This window comes from Erythrobacter sp. LQ02-29, from assembly GCF_022576075.2.
In the GTDB taxonomy this organism is placed as follows: Bacteria; Pseudomonadota; Alphaproteobacteria; order Sphingomonadales; family Sphingomonadaceae; genus Alteriqipengyuania.
Window position 1 is genome coordinate 2,172,307 of record NZ_JANCNT010000001.1, and the last position, 15,706, is coordinate 2,188,012.

The window sequence follows — 15,706 nt, forward strand, 5'->3', positions numbered from 1 at the left end:
AACGATGAGCGATAGCGATACGGCGAAGAACGAGAAGCAGGTCGAGCCCGAGGTAGAGAAGGAACTGAAGGGTGTGCCCGAGAGCATGCTCGACGATGCTGACGAGGATACGGCGGACGCCGGTGAAGGCGATATCTCCGACGCGTTGTCCGCGCTGAAGAACGATCTCGAGGCGTCGAAGCAGGAAGTCCTGTATGCTCGCGCGGAAACGCAGAACGTGCGCCGCCGGCTGGAGAAGGATGTCGCCGATGCGCGCGCCTACGCGGCCACCGGTTTTGCCCGCGACATCCTGTCGGTGTCGGACAACCTCGCCCGTGCGGTCGACTCGATCCCCGAGGAACTGCGCGAGGACGATAAGTTCAAGGGCCTTGTCGCCGGGATCGAAGCGACCCGGCGCGAGCTCGACAAGGTTTTCGGCCAGCATGGTGTCACGCGGATTGCGGCCATGGGCCTGCCGCTCGACCCCAATCTCCATCAGGCCATGCTGGAGATTCCGTCGGACGATGCGGAACCCGGCACGGTCGTGCAGGAAATGCAGGCTGGCTACACCATCCGCGACCGTCTGCTCCGCCCTGCGCTGGTCGGTGTGGCTAAGAAACCGGGCTGATCGCCGCACGGGCGGGAACGTTTCTCCTCAGACATCGCTGAGATGCGCAGGTGGATAAGACATGAGGAGCATACAAATGAAATCCCGACTTCTAATCGCGCCGGTCGCCCTTCTTTCCGCGGTTTCGCTGAGCGCTTGCGCCGAAAACTATGCGGCGGAAGGTGCAGCGGGCGGCGGCGCGCTGGGTGCGGCCGTGGCGGCGGTGACGGGCGGCGATATCGTCAAATATGCGCTCGCGGGCGCGGCGGCAGGCGGACTGGCCGGGTATTTCGTCGACAAGAACGACGGCTGCGACGGTTACGACCGCAACGGTTATCTCGATGACGATTGCTTCGGCACGCGCGGCTATCCGGCCGATCCGCGCCGCTGATCGGAATCTGCGACTATCTGGGAAGGGCCGTCTCGAAAGAGGCGGCCCTTTCTGCGTTCGAGCTCAGGCGATCACGTACAATATCAGGTAACGCGCGATCAGTGCCACCAGCAGCACTGCTTGCACGCTACGACGGCGCAGGATCATCGCGGCGCACATCAATCCCACGAACAGGGCCGTCATGGAAACGCTGACGGGCGTAATCAGGTTGGCGCGGATCGTGGGGATGCTCAGCAGGTAGATCCACTGCGCGACCACGAGCGCTAGGAGAATGCCGAAAATCAGCCGACTGACGCGGAAATAATGCGTATCGAGCTGCGCGAAGCGTGCCGGGTCGCTCGGAAAGACCATGCGCGCTGCGAGGTAATAGGCGCTGGCGAACAGCACCACCGCCAACAGCGCATGGGTCGACACCTCGATATGATCGCGCGCGACCCAGGCGAAGGCCCAGAACGACATGAGGTCGAGCAAGACGAACACTGCCAGCAGCGGGGTGAGCCAACCGATCGAGAAACCCGCTTCCTCACCCGCGGCATCGCGCGAGAATTCGTATTCCAGCGCGCGTCCCAGCCCGCCGAGCAGTTCCACCAGCGACAGCCCGAGCAGCAGGGAATAAAGCGCAAAGATAAACTCGAAATCGGTCATCCGCTCGCTCCCTTGAACCGAACAAGCACATCATAGGCCGCGGCGCTCTCCACCCCCGCGAGTTTCATTCCGCGGCGCAGCCAGAAGGCGTGCTTCACGATCTCCGCCTGCTGCTCGATGCCATAGCGCTCCAGCGCCCAGCCGGGCTTGAGTGCGTAATCGTAGCGGCACCACGGGTGGCGATGCAGCGGCAGATACCAGCTGCCGTGCTCTTGGCTTTGCCACACATGCGTCAACTCGTGAATGAAGAGGCCCTGCGAACGCCAGTCGCCGGCGGCGAAGTCGTCGCAATAGACGTGCCCGCGCGGGTGGAAATGCAGGTGGCCGCGCGGGGCCATGGTGATCTCGCGCGGCTGGAAGGGGAACCACTTGCGCCGCCGGATGGTGACCGGGCGGTAATCAATCGCATCGCCGAAAATCGTGCGGGCGAGCGCGATTTCGCCCTCGGTGAGGGACCGCTCCCCGCCCACGGGGCAGGCGGGCGCATCGCTCGATACCCCCGCCACGCCGCCATCCCCGGTCAATCCTAGCGATCCTCGCCCGCGGCCTGGATCGCCACGGGTACCACCTCTTCCTTTCCGCCGGAGAAGTGCAGCGTCATTTCGGTCGATCCGCCTGCCTTGAGTTCGGGCGACGGGTTCATCGCCATGACGTGGAGGCCGCCGGGCTCGAACTTCACCGTCTCCCCCTTGTTCAGGGTCATGCGGCTCGCCTCGACCATCTGCTCCTGCTCGTTCCACATGCCGTATTTATGAATGACCGCGCTTTCGGCGCCCTTCACCGACGCGCGGCTGAGCGCGAGCGGTCGGTCGCTGTCGTAGGAGAGATCGAAATAGATCGCGGCCGGATTGCCCGCCACCGGTGCCAGCACCATGCGGGCGTTGCTGACCGTGACGCCGGGCACACCGGCTTCCTCGGTCGGCGCATCGCCCCCGCAGGCGGCCAGGGTCGGAACGGCCAGAACCAGCGCGGCGGCGGCGAAAATCTGTCTGCTCATATCGGAAATGTCCTCCTCGTCCTGCGGCGGATTTCTAGCGATCCTCTTCCCTTGTGCCAAGCGCAACCGCACCTATATCGCCGGAGTCAATCGAGCTGCCGAGTGCCTTTTGCCGCTAGCGGGAAAGCGAATGCGCAGCGTCCAAACAACTGAAACAGGATAGGGAAATAATGGCCAAAGTAATCGGTATCGACCTCGGCACGACGAACTCCTGCGTCGCCGTCATGGATGGGGGCAAGCCCAAGGTCATCGAAAATTCGGAAGGCGCGCGCACGACGCCGTCGATCACCGCATTCACCAAGGATGGCGAGCGCCTCATCGGCCAGCCGGCGAAGCGCCAGGCAGTGACCAATCCCGACAACACGCTGTTCGCGATCAAGCGCCTGATCGGTCGTCGCTACGACGATCCGCTGACCCAGAAGGATCAGAAGCTGGTCCCCTATGACATCGTCAAGGGCAAGAACGGCGATGCCTGGGTCGAAGCGGGTGGCGAGGAATACTCCCCCAGCCAGATTTCGGCCTTCATCCTGCAGAAGATGAAGGAAACCGCCGAGAGCTATCTCGGTGAGACCGTGGCGCAGGCCGTGATTACCGTTCCCGCGTACTTCAACGACGCGCAGCGCCAGGCGACCAAGGACGCCGGTCAGATCGCCGGTCTCGAAGTGCTGCGCATCATCAACGAGCCGACCGCGGCCGCGCTCGCCTACGGCCTCGACAAGGACGACGGCAAGACCATCGCGGTCTACGACCTTGGCGGCGGTACCTTCGACATCTCCGTGCTGGAAATCGGCGACGGCGTGTTCGAGGTGAAGTCGACCAATGGCGACACCTTCCTGGGCGGCGAGGATTTCGACAGCGCGATCGTCGAATATCTCGCGGACGAGTTCAAGAAGAAGGAGAACATGGATCTCCGGACCGACAAGCTCGCGCTGCAGCGCCTGAAGGAAGCGGCCGAGAAGGCGAAGATCGAGCTTTCCAGCGCCGCGCAGACCGAAGTCAACCTGCCCTTCATCACCGCCCGCATGGAAGGCGGGTCGAGCACCCCGCTGCACCTGGTCGAGACGATCACCCGCTCCAAGCTGGAGCAGCTGGTCGGCGACCTGATCAAGCGCACGCTCGAACCCTGCAAGAAGGCGCTGGCCGATGCCGGTGTCGACAAGGGCGGCATCGACGAGGTGATCCTGGTCGGCGGCATGACCCGCATGCCCAAGGTGCGCGAAGTGGTCGAGGAGTTCTTCGGCAAGAAGCCGCACACTGGCGTCAACCCCGATGAGGTCGTGGCCATGGGCGCGGCGATCCAGGCGGGCGTTCTGCAGGGCGACGTCAAGGACGTGCTGCTGCTCGACGTGACCCCGCTGTCGCTGGGTATCGAGACGCTGGGCGGTGTCTTCACCCGGATGATCGATCGCAACACGACGATCCCGACCAAGAAGAGCCAGACCTACTCGACCGCGGAAGATAACCAGAATGCGGTGACGATCCGCGTCTTCCAGGGCGAGCGCGAGATGGCGGCGGACAACAAGCTGCTGGGCAATTTCGACCTCGTCGGCATTCCCCCCGCACCGCGCGGCGTGCCGCAGATCGAGGTGACCTTCGACATCGACGCGAACGGCATCGTCAATGTGTCCGCGAAGGACAAGGGCACGGGCAAGGAGCAGACGATCAAGATCCAGGCCTCGGGCGGTCTCTCCGACACCGACATCGACCAGATGGTACAGGACGCGGAGAAGTTCGCCGAGGAGGACAAGAAGCGTCGTGCCTCTGCCGAAGCCCGCAACCAGGCCGACAGCCTGGTCCACGCGACGCAGAAGCAGATCGACGAGCATGGCGACAAGATCGACGCCGGGCTGAAGTCCGACGTCGAGGCCAAGATCGCCGAGGTGAAGACTGCGCTTGAAGGTGACGACGCGGAAGCGATCAACGCCAAGGCTCAGGAACTGACCGAAGTCGCCATGAAGATGGGTCAGCAGATCTACGAGCAGGAGCAGTCGAACGCTTCCGCCGATGCACCGACTGACGGGGCGGCCGCAGGTAGCGAAGGCGGTACCGACGAAGATGTCGTCGACGCCGAGTTCTCCGAAGTCAACGACGAAAACAAGGGCTGACAGTTCCGGTGAGAACCATCGCCGCTGCCGGTGCCCGCTGCCTGAAAAGGTAGGGCATCGGTGGCGGTCAGGTTTTTGACGGACGGGAAGGCACCATGTCGGCAACCGAATACGATTTCTACGAATTGCTGGGCGTCACGCGCGATGCGGACGGCGGCACGATAAAATCCGCGTATCGCAAGATGGCGATGAAGTATCATCCGGATCGTAATCCGGGCGATGCCGAGGCGGAGGCGCAGTTCAAGGCGTGCAGCGCCGCGTACGAGGTACTGAAGGACCCGCAGAAGCGCGCGGCTTACGACCAGTATGGCCATGCGGCCTTCCAGCAGGGCGGACCCGGTGGCGGCTTCGGCGGCGGTCGCGCCGGCGCAGACTTCGCCGATATCGGCGACATTTTCGAAACCATCTTCGGCAGCGCGTTCGGAGGTGGCGGTGGGCGGCAGCAGCCACGTCGCGGTGCGGACCTGCGCTACGATATGGAAATCACGCTCGAAGAGGCGTTCCACGGGAAGGATACGCAGATCGAGATCGAGGTGTCGCAGACCTGCGAGACCTGTGACGGATCGGGTGCGGCACCGGGCACCGGCACGCGCGGCTGCAATCTGTGCAAGGGTTTCGGCAAGGTGCGCGCGCAGCAGGGGCTGTTCGTGGTCGAGCGGCCCTGTCCCAATTGCAACGGTCGCGGCGAAGTGCTTGAGGAACCTTGCCACGACTGCCGGGGCGAGGGCCGTGTGGATCGCGAGCAGGCTATCACGGTCGAGGTCCCGCCGGGCGTCGATACCGGCACGCGCATCCGCTTGTCGGGCAAGGGCGAGGCCGGGCCTCGCGGCGCGCCGCCAGGCGATCTCTACATTTTCATCCACGTGCGCGCGCACGGCGTGTTCCAGCGTGAAGGGACGAACCTGCTCGCCCGCGTGCCGGTCAGCTTCACCACGGCGGCCCTTGGCGGAACGGTGACGATCCCCGATCTGGACGGATCGACCAACGAGATTTCCATTCCCGCCGGCATTCAATCGGGTCGCCAGCTGCGCAAGCGCGGGGCGGGGATGCCGGTTCTGCAAGGGCGTGGGCGGGGCGATCTGGTAGCCGAGATCGTCGTGGAGACTCCGACCAAGCTCACCCGCGAGCAGAAGGACATATTGCAGCAGTTCGCGGAGACCGAGACCGGCGAGGAATGCCCGGAAACGCGTGGCTTCTTCGACAAGCTGAAGGGCGCGTTCGGCGCCTGACGCGCGCTAGGCCGGGCCGAGGCGTGCCTCGATCTCGGCTTCGATCGTGGAAATCAGCCGTGGATTGGCTCTCAGACGACCGCGTTCCTCGTCCAGGATGGCAAGGAAAGCGCGGCGTTTCCACGCTTTGCTATCCACCTTCACCTTGTCGGTCTCCATCGTCGACAACACGATGTCGATCAGCCGCTCCGCCCCGTGCAGGCGACCCCAGAGGTAGTCGTTCTCCCGATAGGCCCGGCTGAAGAATGCACCGAAATTGTAGAATTCGATGCCACGGAGCGTCGAACGGGTTCCGCCGGGCCTGATCGAGCGCGCGTCGTCCGGGCTGATCCGGTCGACCTTTACCGGATTGAGCTCGCGCTGCCCGTCGCCCCCGATAAGCGTCAGCGTGGCGACGTCGTAAAAGGGGAATCCGAGATAGGTCAGCAGCGTCCGGCGGCGCAGATTGGTCGGCATCGCCTGCAACGCCTCGGCCAGCAGCGCCTCAGCCTGTTCGTCCACCGATGGCAGCAGATGGCGCTGCTCCAGGCGTTCCAGCACAGCCCCCGGCTCCGTGAATACGGCCTGGGCCAATGCCGGGAAATCCTCCCCCAGATGGGCGGTGCCCTCGCGGTCGAAATAGAGCGCGAGGATGTCGTAAATACTCTCCCGTGCATGGTCGAGCGCGGCATCGTCGATCTCTGGATCGGCTTCCCATTCGCGTGACAGGCGCCGCGCGATCGTGCGCAGGCGCCGCACGCGGAAATCGAGGTCGTGCTGGCGGAAAAATGCGATCGCGGCATCGTTGGCACCGCCACCCGGCGCGGCCAGCGTATCGAGACCCTGGGCCTGGAGCGCGATGCGAAGCCGCGCGCCCACCAGCACCGGATCGAGTGCATCGGCCCCGTCCGCCGCATCGCAGATCAGCCGCGCCAGCCGCTCTACGATCCCATCGAACTTAGCTTGGGCATAGGCCTGAAAGGCATAGCCCGCCCGCTCCGCCGCCGCCTGTTGCGCGCGATTTCGCCAGTTTCGCAGGCGGCGCGGATTGGGGTTATCGAGGAACAGCGTACGCCCGAACAATCGCTCGATCGCCGCCTCAACTTCCGGACGCAGGCCGCGCGTGATCCGGGCGAGCCGCTCCGCCTCGCGCGATTGCTCGGCCAGAGCCTCCAGATTGTCGCGGATAGGCTGCTCGCGCGGGATGGTGGACAGCGAGCCGAAAATCGCACCGAAGAAGCCCACCGGCTTCGTGTGATCGTCGCGCAGCGAACCGACCCGGTCGGGGCGCGGATCGATATAGACGAAGCGGCGATCCACCTCCCGGTGGGCCGGGCGGCCGCGCTGCGCCTCGATCGCGCCCTCGAACGGGCGATTGACCAGCACCGAGCCATCGATCAGCGACACGCTTTCGGCCACCCCGGCCGCAGAATGCGTCGGCATGATCCGGTGCAGGAACGCGTCCCGCCCTTGCCACGACGCGCCTTCCGATTTCGCCAATGCGTCGATCTCCGGGACCCGGAGAGGCGGGAAAGCGCCGGGAAAGCTGGAGGTGGCGCGCGCTGCGAAGGTGAGTTCGAGCGGATCGGCGAAGGCCATCCCTGGAATCGCGGGCGTATCCGCGGTGAAGGAAATTGGCAGACGATGCTCGCTTTCCTGAACCACCGGCGGGCTGTTGAGCCGTAGTTCGGCGAGATAGCCGCGAAAATCCGTCGTCGTCACATAGAGGTCGAGCGGATGGCCGGGCGGGAGGAGGGGCGGGCCCGCGTCTGCCTGCGCCATGGCTTGCAATGCATCCCAGATCAGCAGCGACATGCCCGCGCCTGAGAAAGGCGGCGCGAACCAGCGACCGCGGATCAGGCGCGAGACCTTCTCGCGCACTTCGGAACGGGTTTCCGGCGCGACGCTTTCCGACACCGCATTGCCGGGACGGCGCAGGACGTATTCCGCCAGCGGCTGCGCCCAGAACTTGGCGAAGCGCCAGCCGGGGCGTGCCTCTTCCGCGAACAGCCGGTCCACGTCGGCCGATTCGAGCCAGAGTTCGGTCAGCGGGTCGAGCGAATATCCGGCGAAGATCGCCTGGGACAGAAACACCGCATTGATGCCGCCCGCGCTCGCGCCGCTCAGGATGTCGGGCAGGATGCGCAGGCGCAAGCCGCTCTGTTCTTCGCAATGGCGGATCAGGTCGCGATAGACCCCCGTAATGCCGCCGCCTGCGTCCGAACCTGAATGGTGGTCGCGGCTCGCCTGCGCGAGATGCCAGACCTCCTTGGTGACGCCGTGCATGTAAACGGCGAGGCTGACCCCGCCATAGCACACGAGCGCAATGCGAAGTTCCTTTTGCCGCATGCAGGCAATGATGGCGGGAGAAAGCGCCCTTTGCAATTGCGTTCCCGAATTGTTCTCGATAGAGGGCGCAAATGGCGAAGCCGAAGAAGCGTTATGTCTGCCAGGCCTGCGGGGCCTTATCGCACCGTTGGCAGGGTCAGTGCGGCGATTGCGCCGAATGGAACACGCTGGTCGAGGATGTGCCCGCGACCGTTTTCTCGCAGAAACACGATTTGTCGAGCGGCGGGCGGGCCTTCGCGCTGGAGGCGCTCGACGCGCCTGGCCAGGCACTGCAACGCCGCCCGACCGGCATTGCCGAATTCGACCGCGCTCTGGGGGGCGGCCTCGTCCCCGGCTCCGCGATCCTGATGGGGGGCGATCCCGGGATCGGGAAGTCCACGCTGTTGCTGCAAGCCGGGGCGAGTATCGCGCGCGGCGGCGGACAGGTGGTCTATATCAGCGGTGAGGAAGCGGCGGGACAGGTCCGCTTGCGCGCCTCGCGCCTCGGTCTCGCCGATGCGCCGGTCCAGCTCGCGTCCGCGACATCGGTGCGCGATATCCTGACCACGCTTGGTGGGCGGGAGTTTCAGGATCGGCCCCCGGCGCTGCTGGTGATCGATTCGATCCAGACGATGCATTCCGACACCATCGAAGGTGCACCCGGGACCGTCAGCCAGGTGCGCGGCTGCGCGTTCGAGCTCATCCGCTACGCCAAGGAGAACGGGGTCGCGCTCGTCCTGGTCGGCCATGTCACCAAGGACGGCAGTATCGCCGGCCCGCGCGTGCTCGAACATATGGTCGACGTGGTGATGAGCTTCGAAGGCGAGCGCAGCCACCAGTTCCGCATCCTGCGCGCGCTCAAGAATCGCTTCGGCGCGGTGGACGAGATCGGCGTGTTCGCGATGGCTGGGCAAGGGCTGGAGGAGGTCGCAAACCCCTCCACGCTGTTCCTGTCGGGCCGGGACGAGCCGCTGGCGGGCAGCGCGGTGTTCCCCGCGCTGGAGGGTACGCGGCCGGTGCTGGTCGAGGTTCAGGCGCTGATCGTGCGGTTGCAATCGGGCGCGACGCCGCGCCGCGCGGTCGTGGGCTGGGACAATGGCCGGTTGGCGATGTTGCTCGCCGTGCTCGAATCGCGCTGCGGCCTGAGCTTCTCCAATGCGGAGGTCTATCTGAACGTCGCGGGCGGATACCGCCTGACCGACCCCGCCGCCGATCTCGCTGTCGCCGCCGCGCTGGTCTCCGCGCTTGCCGACCGGCCATTGCCCGATCGTTCGGTGTGGTTCGGGGAAGTGTCGCTCGCAGGCGAAATTCGTCCGGTCGCGCGCGGCGCGCCAAGGCTGCGCGAGGCGGCGAAGCTCGGCTTCGATCGCGGTTACGGACCGCGCCCATCCGGTAAATCGGACGAGGACAAGGTGGAGGGACTGCAGCGGATCGCGCTCGACCGGCTCGCCAACCTCGTTGACCGGGTGATGGGCAACGCATAATCGGCGGAATAAATGACCGCTTTCGATATCATCGTTCTCGTGATCGTCGGTTTCGGCGCTGTCGGCGGCTTTGCGCGCGGCTTCGTGCAGGAGGTGCTGTCGCTTCTCGCCTGGGTCGCGGCGATCGTAGCGATCCGCTATTTCCACGAACCGCTGCTTGCCTGGCTCGCTCCGAAATTCGATTCCGAGACCACGGCGGCGGTGGTGGCGTTTCTCCTCTTGCTGGGCGTTTCCTACGGCCTCATGCGCCTGATCGCGACGCGCGCGGGGAAGACCTCTCGCAATTCCATGCTGGGTCCGGTCGATCGCGCCCTCGGCTTCGGCTTCGGCGCGCTGAAGGGGGCGGTGATCGTGATGATCGCCTTCTCCATCGTGGTGCTGGGATACGATACCATCTGGGGCGAGGAGGGGCGACCGGACTGGATCACACAGGCGCGAACCTATCCTGTCGTCAACGCGGCGACCGACGCGACGGTCACCTACATTCAGGAGAGGCGCACCGCGCAATCCGGCACTACCGATGAGGACGAGGAACCGGCAGCCGAATGAGCGCGGCGAAGCTCTACACCCCGCAAATTCTGGCATTGGCGGTGGAGCTGCACGCGTATCCGCTGACCGACGATCTGCCCTTGCGCGGCGCGGCGCGCTCTCCCGCATGCGGGAGTACGCTGTCGCTGGGGCTCAGGCTGTCCGGCGACGAGATCGCCGCGATCGGCCTGCGGCTGTCGGCGTGCGCCATCGGCCAGGCGTCCGCCGCGATCTTCGCCCGCCATGTGGTCGGCAGGACGCGGGAGCAATTGCTTGGCTCGGCCAGGGCGATGGAAGACTGGCTCACCGAGAACGCAGATCGCCCCGACTGGCCCGACCTTGCGCTGCTCGAGCCCGCGCGGGCCTATCCCGGTCGCCATGGCGCGATGCTCCTGCCGTGGAGGGCCGCGATCGACGCGCTTTCCAATTCCCAGGCCCCTGAGTAAACCGCTTTCCATAAGGGGGAGAGGGATAGCCATGGCCGAGAGCGTCGATACCGCATTGCAACGCGAACCCACCGCGCAGGAAATCCGGCTCGTTATCGCCGCATCATCCGCCGGCACGATCTTCGAATGGTACGACTTCTTTATCTACGGCACGCTCGCCGGCCTGATCGGCGCCGCCTTCTTTCCGGGCGGAAACCCGACATTGCAGTTGCTGCTGGTCTGGGCGGGCTTCGCGATCGGCTTCGGCTTCCGTCCGCTCGGCGCGATCCTGTTCGGCTTTCTCGGCGACCGGTTGGGCCGCAAATATACCTTTCTCGTCACGGTTACGCTGATGGGAATTGCGACCGCTGGCGTCGGGCTCGTCCCCGATGCGACCAGTATCGGGATCGTCGCGCCCATCATCGTGATCGGCCTGCGCATCCTGCAGGGATTGGCGCTGGGCGGCGAATATGGCGGCGCGGCGATTTACGTCGCTGAGCATGCTCCACCGGAGAAGCGCGGGTTCTACACCAGCTTCATCCAGGCGAGCGTCGTGGGCGGTTTCGTCCTGTCCATCGCGGTGGTCGTGCTGTGTCGCTGGATCATTCCCGAAGACACTTTCGCCGCGTGGGGCTGGCGCGTGCCGTTCCTGCTGTCCCTGCTGCTCCTCGCCATATCGCTGTGGATGCGCCTCAAACTGTCCGAGAGTCCGGTATTCCAGGCGATGAAGAACGCGGGCGAGACGAGCGGCAATCCCTTCGTCGAAAGCTTCACCTATCCCGGTAACAAGGGGCGGATCTTCGTCGCGCTGTTCGGCGTTGCCGGCACGCTGACGGTGATCTGGTACACCGCCTTCTTTTCCAGCCTGAATTTCCTGCGCGGACCGATGCGGGTGGAAGAAAAGACGGTCGAATACATACTGTTTTGCGCCGGGCTGGCGGCCATGCCGCTCTACGTCATCGTCGGACGCTGGTCCGACCGGATCGGTCGCAAGAAGCCGATCGTCGTCGGGGCTCTGCTGACGTTGGTGCTGGTCTTCCCAATTTTCTGGGGCATGGGACACCTCGCTAATCCTGCGCTGGCCGATGCGGCGGAGCGCTATCCGGTTGTGGTGGCGGGGCGCGATTGCGCGACCGACCCCTTCGCCGAGCTCACCGGGCGCGAGCAGAGTCCGTGCGGCAAGGTGCTCGAGACACTGACGGCGAGCGGTGTCGCCTATCGCGTGCGCGAGGCACCGGCCCTTTCCATGTCGATTGCAGACCAAGCCTTCGCCATTCCCTCGGGTTGGCTGACCGACAGCGACGCGCGCCGCGACTGTTTGCAGGAGATGCTCGGCCGCGCGGGTTTCGACTTCGCACGCCAGCAGCCCGGCGCAGTCGCCCTTGCGGGCATCTTCGCGCTGTTGCTGGCGATGGGCATGCTCTCGGCGCTCACCTACGGATCGGTCGCCGCGCTGCTGACGGAGATGTTCCCGGCCAAGATCCGCTACAGCTCGATGTCGATTCCCTACCACCTCGGCGCAGGCATCCTCGGCGGGTTCCTGCCGCTCATTTCAAGCTACATCGTGGCGCGCACCGGGGATGTCTATTCGGGCCTCTGGTACACCTGGGCCCTCACGGCATTCGGTGCGATCGTTGCGATCTGGGGTATTCGCGGCGGCCCGCCGCGGGAGTTCGAGAACACATGACCAACCTGCCCGAGCCTCCTCCGCGTTCCCTCGAACTGCGCATCGATCGCGAGGCGCTGGCCGCGAACTGGCGCGCTCTCGATCGCCTGTCGGGAAAGGCGCGCGCGGGTGCGGCGGCCAAGGCGAATTGCTACGGCCTCGGCGTAGATATGTGCGTGCCGGTGCTGCGCGATGCGGGTGCGCGCAACTTTTTCGTCGCGCACTGGAGCGAGGTTGCCGGCGTGGTCGGGCACGTGCCGCCCGAGCAGGTGAGCGTCCTCCATGGCGCGAACAGCACGGACGAGGTGGCCTATGCGCGGGCTGTTGGCGCGGTTCCTGTGGTGAACTCGCTGCATCAGGCGCGGCTTTGGACCGAGGGGGGTGGGGGCCCGTGCGACCTGATGGTCGACACGGGAATCAACCGGCTCGGCGTTCCCGTATCAGCGCTGTCGGAGCCAGCGATTGCCGCGCTCGATGTTCGCGTTTTGCTGACCCATCTTTCCAGCGCGGACGAAGACGATCCGGCCAATGCGCGCCAGCTCGCGGCGTTCCGGGAGGCGCGCGCCCGCCTTCGCCATCGCGAGGCGAGCATCGCCAACAGCGCAGGTATCGCGTTGGGGGAGGGCTACCATGCCGACTTAACACGGCCGGGTTTGGCGCTCTATGGCGGCATCCCGCGCGGCGAGCTATCCGGCACGATCCGGCAAGTCGCCTTTCCCCGCGCCGCGATCATCCAGACCCGCGATATCGGCGCAGGCGACGCGGTCGGCTACAACCGTGAGTTTGTGGCGAAGGCACCCATGCGGGTCGCGACGGTCTCGCTCGGCTATGCCGATGGGTTCCTGCGCGCGCGCGGCGGATCGCATCTGGTCAGCGAGGGTCGCGAGCTGGCTCTGCTGGGCAAGGTATCGATGGACATGGTGATCGCCGACATTACCGCCGCGCCCGACCTTCGCGCGGGCGAGTGGCTCGACATACCTTTCGACCTGCCCGAAATCTCCGCCCAAAGCGGGCTGTCGCAATACGAATTGTTGACCACGATCGGAACACGTTTCCGCCGCTGATGCGGCTCATGTTGCACTGCACATATTGCAGGTGGTAAGCTGCAGCAAAACTGCACAAAGCCCGGAGCCGAAGATGGCCAACAAAACCACCAAGCCGGATGGCGACGATACCGTCGTCATCAAGAAATACGCCAACCGGCGGCTCTACAACACTGCCTCGTCGAGCTACATCACGCTCGACGATCTCGCCCGGATGACCCGCGAAGGCGTGGAGTTCAAGGTGATCGACGCGAAGACCGGCGACGATCTAACCCGCACGATCATGACGCAGATCATCATGGAGGCGGAAACGAACGGCGCGGAAATGCTGCCGATCAGCTTCCTGCGCCAGATCATCTCGCTCTACGGTCATTCGATGCAGCCGGTGATGCCACACTTCCTGGAGGCGGCGATGGAGAACTTCTCCACCCACCGGCCCGAATGGCAAAAGGCGATGGAGTCGGGCTGGAAGGATCATCCCTTCGCCAGGATCGCAGAGAACAACATGGAGATGATGCGCGCTGCGACCGAGGCGTTCATGGGTGGGGGCCGGAAGGATAAGCCCGCACCTGCCACCACCGACGAAGCGCCCGCTGCGAAGGGCGACGACCTCGCCGAAATGCGCGCGCAGATGGCAGCGATGCAAAAGCGACTGGACGAACTGGGCAAATAGCGCGAGGGGGGCGCCCTTCCGCCCCTTGCCAGCCAAACACCAGGATCTGCCCGTGCCCGAAATCCGCCACGCCCTCTCGATCAAGCGCGCGGACGACTTCGCGCAATGGTATCAGGCGGTCGTTTCCGAGGCGCAGTTGGCCGAGGAATCGGGCGTCCGCGGCTGTATGGTGATCAAGCCGTGGGGCTACGGCATCTGGGAACGCATCCAGCGCCTGCTCGACGACCGGATCAAGGCGAAGGGGCACGAGAACTGCTATTTCCCGCTGCTGATCCCGCTCGCCAATTTCGAGCGCGAGGCGGAGCATGTCGAAGGCTTCGCCAAGGAAATGGCAGTCGTCACGCATCATCGCCTGATCGCCGATGGCAAAGGCGGGCTGATCCCCGATCCCGAGGCGAAGCTGGAAGAGCCGCTGGTGATCCGGCCGACCTCAGAAACGATTATCGGCGATGCCATGGCGCGCTGGATCCAGAGCTGGCGCGACCTGCCGCTGCTGACCAACCAGTGGGCCAACGTCATGCGCTGGGAGATGCGCACCCGCATGTTCCTGCGCACCAGCGAATTCCTGTGGCAGGAAGGGCATACCGCGCATGAGACCGCCGAGCAGGCCAAGGCGCACACCATGACGATGCTGGAGGTCTATCGCACCTGTGCCGAGGAAGATCTCGCGCTGCCGGTGATCGCTGGCGAGAAGCCGGAGAACGAGCGTTTTCCCGGCGCGGTCGAGACCTGGTCGATCGAGGCGATGATGCAGGACGGCAAGGCGCTGCAGGCCGGTACCAGCCATTATCTCGGCACCAATTTCGCGAAGGCGAGCGGTATCCAGTTCCAGGACCGCGAGGGTTCGCAGCAGTTCTGCCACACGACCAGCTGGGGCGTCTCCACCCGCATGATCGGCGGCGTCATCATGACCCATGGCGACGACGACGGGCTGCGCGTGCCGCCGCGCATCGCGCCGTGGCAGGTCGTGATCCTGCCGATGTTGCGCGACAAACCGGAGGATGCGGAACTGCTCGACTATTGCGAGGGGCTGCGCGCCACGATCGCCGGGCGGCACGCGCTGGGCGAGCCTGTGCGCGTGCTGCTCGACACCAAGCCGGGCAAGGCCGCGGCCAAGCGCTGGGACTGGGTGCGCAAGGGCGCGCCGGTGATCATCGAGGTCGGCGCGCGCGACATGGAAAACGGCGTCGTCAGCCTGCTGCGCCGCGATGCGCTGTGGGATGTCGAAACCGGCAAACCCGCCTTCCAGTCCCCGACGCGCGAGGTCGCCGGCCAGACGATTGGCGGCTTGCTGGGTGATATCCAACACGCGCTGTTCACCGAGGCGACGGAGCGGCGCGATGCGAATATCGTGCGCGATATTTCCGATATGGATGGCCTGCGCGCCTTCTATTCGGGCGATGCGCAGTTCCCCGGCTGGGTCGAGGTGCAATGGTCGAAGCCGACCGGTGCGGCGCTGGATAAGGTGGTCGAACAGCTCAAGGAGCTGAAGCTGACGATCCGCAACGTCCCGATGGACGGTCCGGCCGCCGACGGCCCCTGCATCTTCACCGGCGATCCGGCGGTGGAGCGGATCTACGTCGCGAAGGCGTATTGACGGAGTTGTAATCGCGAGCATTCGCGGCGA

General features: G+C 65.2%; 15 protein-coding genes. 11 read left to right on the plus strand and 4 right to left on the minus strand.

All coding sequences use genetic code 11. From position 1 onward, the window contains the following. Positions 1-4 precede the first annotated feature (4 nt). Both MKP08_RS10730 and MKP08_RS10735 read left to right on the plus strand, forming a co-directional pair. Entirely contained in the window at positions 5-607 is a 603-nt protein-coding gene (locus MKP08_RS10730) for a nucleotide exchange factor GrpE (RefSeq protein ID WP_241553819.1), read from the plus strand. 76 nt (positions 608-683) lie between these two features. Continuing rightward, a complete protein-coding gene (locus MKP08_RS10735) occupies positions 684-977 on the plus strand; it encodes a glycine zipper domain-containing protein (protein ID WP_241553820.1) in 294 nt (97 codons plus the stop codon). A 63-nt stretch (positions 978-1,040) separates the two neighbouring features. On the opposite strand, the gene MKP08_RS10740 is transcribed toward MKP08_RS10735, so the two are convergent. The 3 genes from MKP08_RS10740 to MKP08_RS10750 are packed head-to-tail and all read right to left on the minus strand — an operon-like array spanning position 1,041 to position 2,619. Then, positions 1,041-1,622, minus strand: a complete 582-nt coding sequence (locus MKP08_RS10740; RefSeq protein ID WP_241553821.1) for a hypothetical protein — start codon at positions 1,620-1,622, stop codon at positions 1,041-1,043. Continuing rightward, on the minus strand, positions 1,619-2,092 hold the full coding sequence (locus MKP08_RS10745) for a vgr related protein (RefSeq protein WP_241555589.1): 474 nt from the start codon (positions 2,090-2,092) through the stop codon (positions 1,619-1,621). The genes MKP08_RS10740 and MKP08_RS10745 overlap by 4 nt, the downstream gene beginning before the upstream one ends. 56 nt (positions 2,093-2,148) lie before the next feature. Further along, on the minus strand, positions 2,149-2,619 hold the full coding sequence (locus tag MKP08_RS10750; protein WP_241553822.1) for a copper chaperone PCu(A)C: 471 nt from the start codon (positions 2,617-2,619) through the stop codon (positions 2,149-2,151). A 170-nt stretch (positions 2,620-2,789) separates the two neighbouring features. On the opposite strand from MKP08_RS10750, the gene dnaK reads away from it, so the two are divergent. Next, positions 2,790-4,724, plus strand: coding sequence for a molecular chaperone DnaK (gene dnaK / locus MKP08_RS10755; protein ID WP_241553823.1), 1,935 nt, complete (start codon positions 2,790-2,792; stop codon positions 4,722-4,724). Between the two features lie 95 nt (positions 4,725-4,819). Then, positions 4,820-5,953: a molecular chaperone DnaJ gene (dnaJ, locus tag MKP08_RS10760; RefSeq protein ID WP_215228210.1), complete on the plus strand. Its 1,134-nt coding sequence runs from the start codon at positions 4,820-4,822 to the stop codon at positions 5,951-5,953. A 6-nt stretch (positions 5,954-5,959) separates the two neighbouring features. Here dnaJ and MKP08_RS10765 read toward each other — a convergent pair whose 3' ends face one another. Further along, entirely contained in the window at positions 5,960-8,281 is a 2,322-nt protein-coding gene (locus MKP08_RS10765) for a patatin-like protein (protein WP_241553824.1), read from the minus strand. A gap of 71 nt (positions 8,282-8,352) precedes the next feature. Between MKP08_RS10765 and radA the strand changes: the two genes are divergently transcribed. The 7 genes from radA to MKP08_RS10800 all read left to right on the plus strand — a co-directional run bounded on the left by radA (position 8,353) and on the right by MKP08_RS10800 (position 15,676). Then, entirely contained in the window at positions 8,353-9,744 is a 1,392-nt protein-coding gene (radA, locus tag MKP08_RS10770) for a DNA repair protein RadA (RefSeq protein ID WP_241553825.1), read from the plus strand. A 12-nt stretch (positions 9,745-9,756) separates the two neighbouring features. Next, a complete protein-coding gene (locus tag MKP08_RS10775; RefSeq protein ID WP_215228207.1) occupies positions 9,757-10,293 on the plus strand; it encodes a CvpA family protein in 537 nt (178 codons plus the stop codon). Continuing rightward, positions 10,290-10,718 carry an iron-sulfur cluster assembly scaffold protein gene (locus MKP08_RS10780; RefSeq protein ID WP_241553826.1) on the plus strand — a complete coding sequence of 143 codons (429 nt, stop codon included), beginning with the start codon at positions 10,290-10,292 and terminating at the stop codon, positions 10,716-10,718. Before MKP08_RS10775 ends, MKP08_RS10780 begins: the two co-directional genes overlap by 4 nt. Before the next feature lie 31 nt (positions 10,719-10,749). After that, positions 10,750-12,384 carry an MFS transporter gene (locus tag MKP08_RS10785; protein ID WP_241553827.1) on the plus strand — a complete coding sequence of 545 codons (1,635 nt, stop codon included), beginning with the start codon at positions 10,750-10,752 and terminating at the stop codon, positions 12,382-12,384. Then, complete coding sequence (locus MKP08_RS10790) at positions 12,381-13,427, plus strand: alanine racemase (RefSeq protein WP_241553828.1); 1,047 nt, start codon at positions 12,381-12,383, stop codon at positions 13,425-13,427. The genes MKP08_RS10785 and MKP08_RS10790 overlap by 4 nt, the downstream gene beginning before the upstream one ends. Positions 13,428-13,500: 73 nt before the next feature. Continuing rightward, positions 13,501-14,079, plus strand: a complete 579-nt coding sequence (gene phaR, locus MKP08_RS10795) for a polyhydroxyalkanoate synthesis repressor PhaR (protein WP_241553829.1) — start codon at positions 13,501-13,503, stop codon at positions 14,077-14,079. Between the two features lie 52 nt (positions 14,080-14,131). After that, entirely contained in the window at positions 14,132-15,676 is a 1,545-nt protein-coding gene (locus tag MKP08_RS10800) for an aminoacyl--tRNA ligase-related protein (protein ID WP_241553830.1), read from the plus strand. The last annotated feature ends 30 nt before the right edge of the window (positions 15,677-15,706 follow it).

Bases quoted from the DNA above. Each gene is read 5' to 3' on its own strand.
- MKP08_RS10730 (WP_241553819.1), top strand. From the start codon at position 5: ATGAGCGATAGCGATACGGCGAAGAACGAGAAGCAGGTCGAGCCCGAG.
- MKP08_RS10735 (WP_241553820.1), top strand. From the start codon at position 684: ATGAAATCCCGACTTCTAATCGCGCCGGTCGCCCTTCTTTCCGCGGTT.
- MKP08_RS10740 (WP_241553821.1), bottom strand. From the start codon at position 1,622: ATGACCGATTTCGAGTTTATCTTTGCGCTTTATTCCCTGCTGCTCGGG.
- MKP08_RS10750 (WP_241553822.1), bottom strand. From the start codon at position 2,619: ATGAGCAGACAGATTTTCGCCGCCGCCGCGCTGGTTCTGGCCGTTCCG.
- dnaK (WP_241553823.1), top strand. From the start codon at position 2,790: ATGGCCAAAGTAATCGGTATCGACCTCGGCACGACGAACTCCTGCGTC.
- dnaJ (WP_215228210.1), top strand. From the start codon at position 4,820: ATGTCGGCAACCGAATACGATTTCTACGAATTGCTGGGCGTCACGCGC.
- MKP08_RS10765 (WP_241553824.1), bottom strand. From the start codon at position 8,281: ATGCGGCAAAAGGAACTTCGCATTGCGCTCGTGTGCTATGGCGGGGTC.
- radA (WP_241553825.1), top strand. From the start codon at position 8,353: ATGGCGAAGCCGAAGAAGCGTTATGTCTGCCAGGCCTGCGGGGCCTTA.
- MKP08_RS10775 (WP_215228207.1), top strand. From the start codon at position 9,757: ATGACCGCTTTCGATATCATCGTTCTCGTGATCGTCGGTTTCGGCGCT.
- MKP08_RS10780 (WP_241553826.1), top strand. From the start codon at position 10,290: ATGAGCGCGGCGAAGCTCTACACCCCGCAAATTCTGGCATTGGCGGTG.
- MKP08_RS10785 (WP_241553827.1), top strand. From the start codon at position 10,750: ATGGCCGAGAGCGTCGATACCGCATTGCAACGCGAACCCACCGCGCAG.
- MKP08_RS10790 (WP_241553828.1), top strand. From the start codon at position 12,381: ATGACCAACCTGCCCGAGCCTCCTCCGCGTTCCCTCGAACTGCGCATC.
- phaR (WP_241553829.1), top strand. From the start codon at position 13,501: ATGGCCAACAAAACCACCAAGCCGGATGGCGACGATACCGTCGTCATC.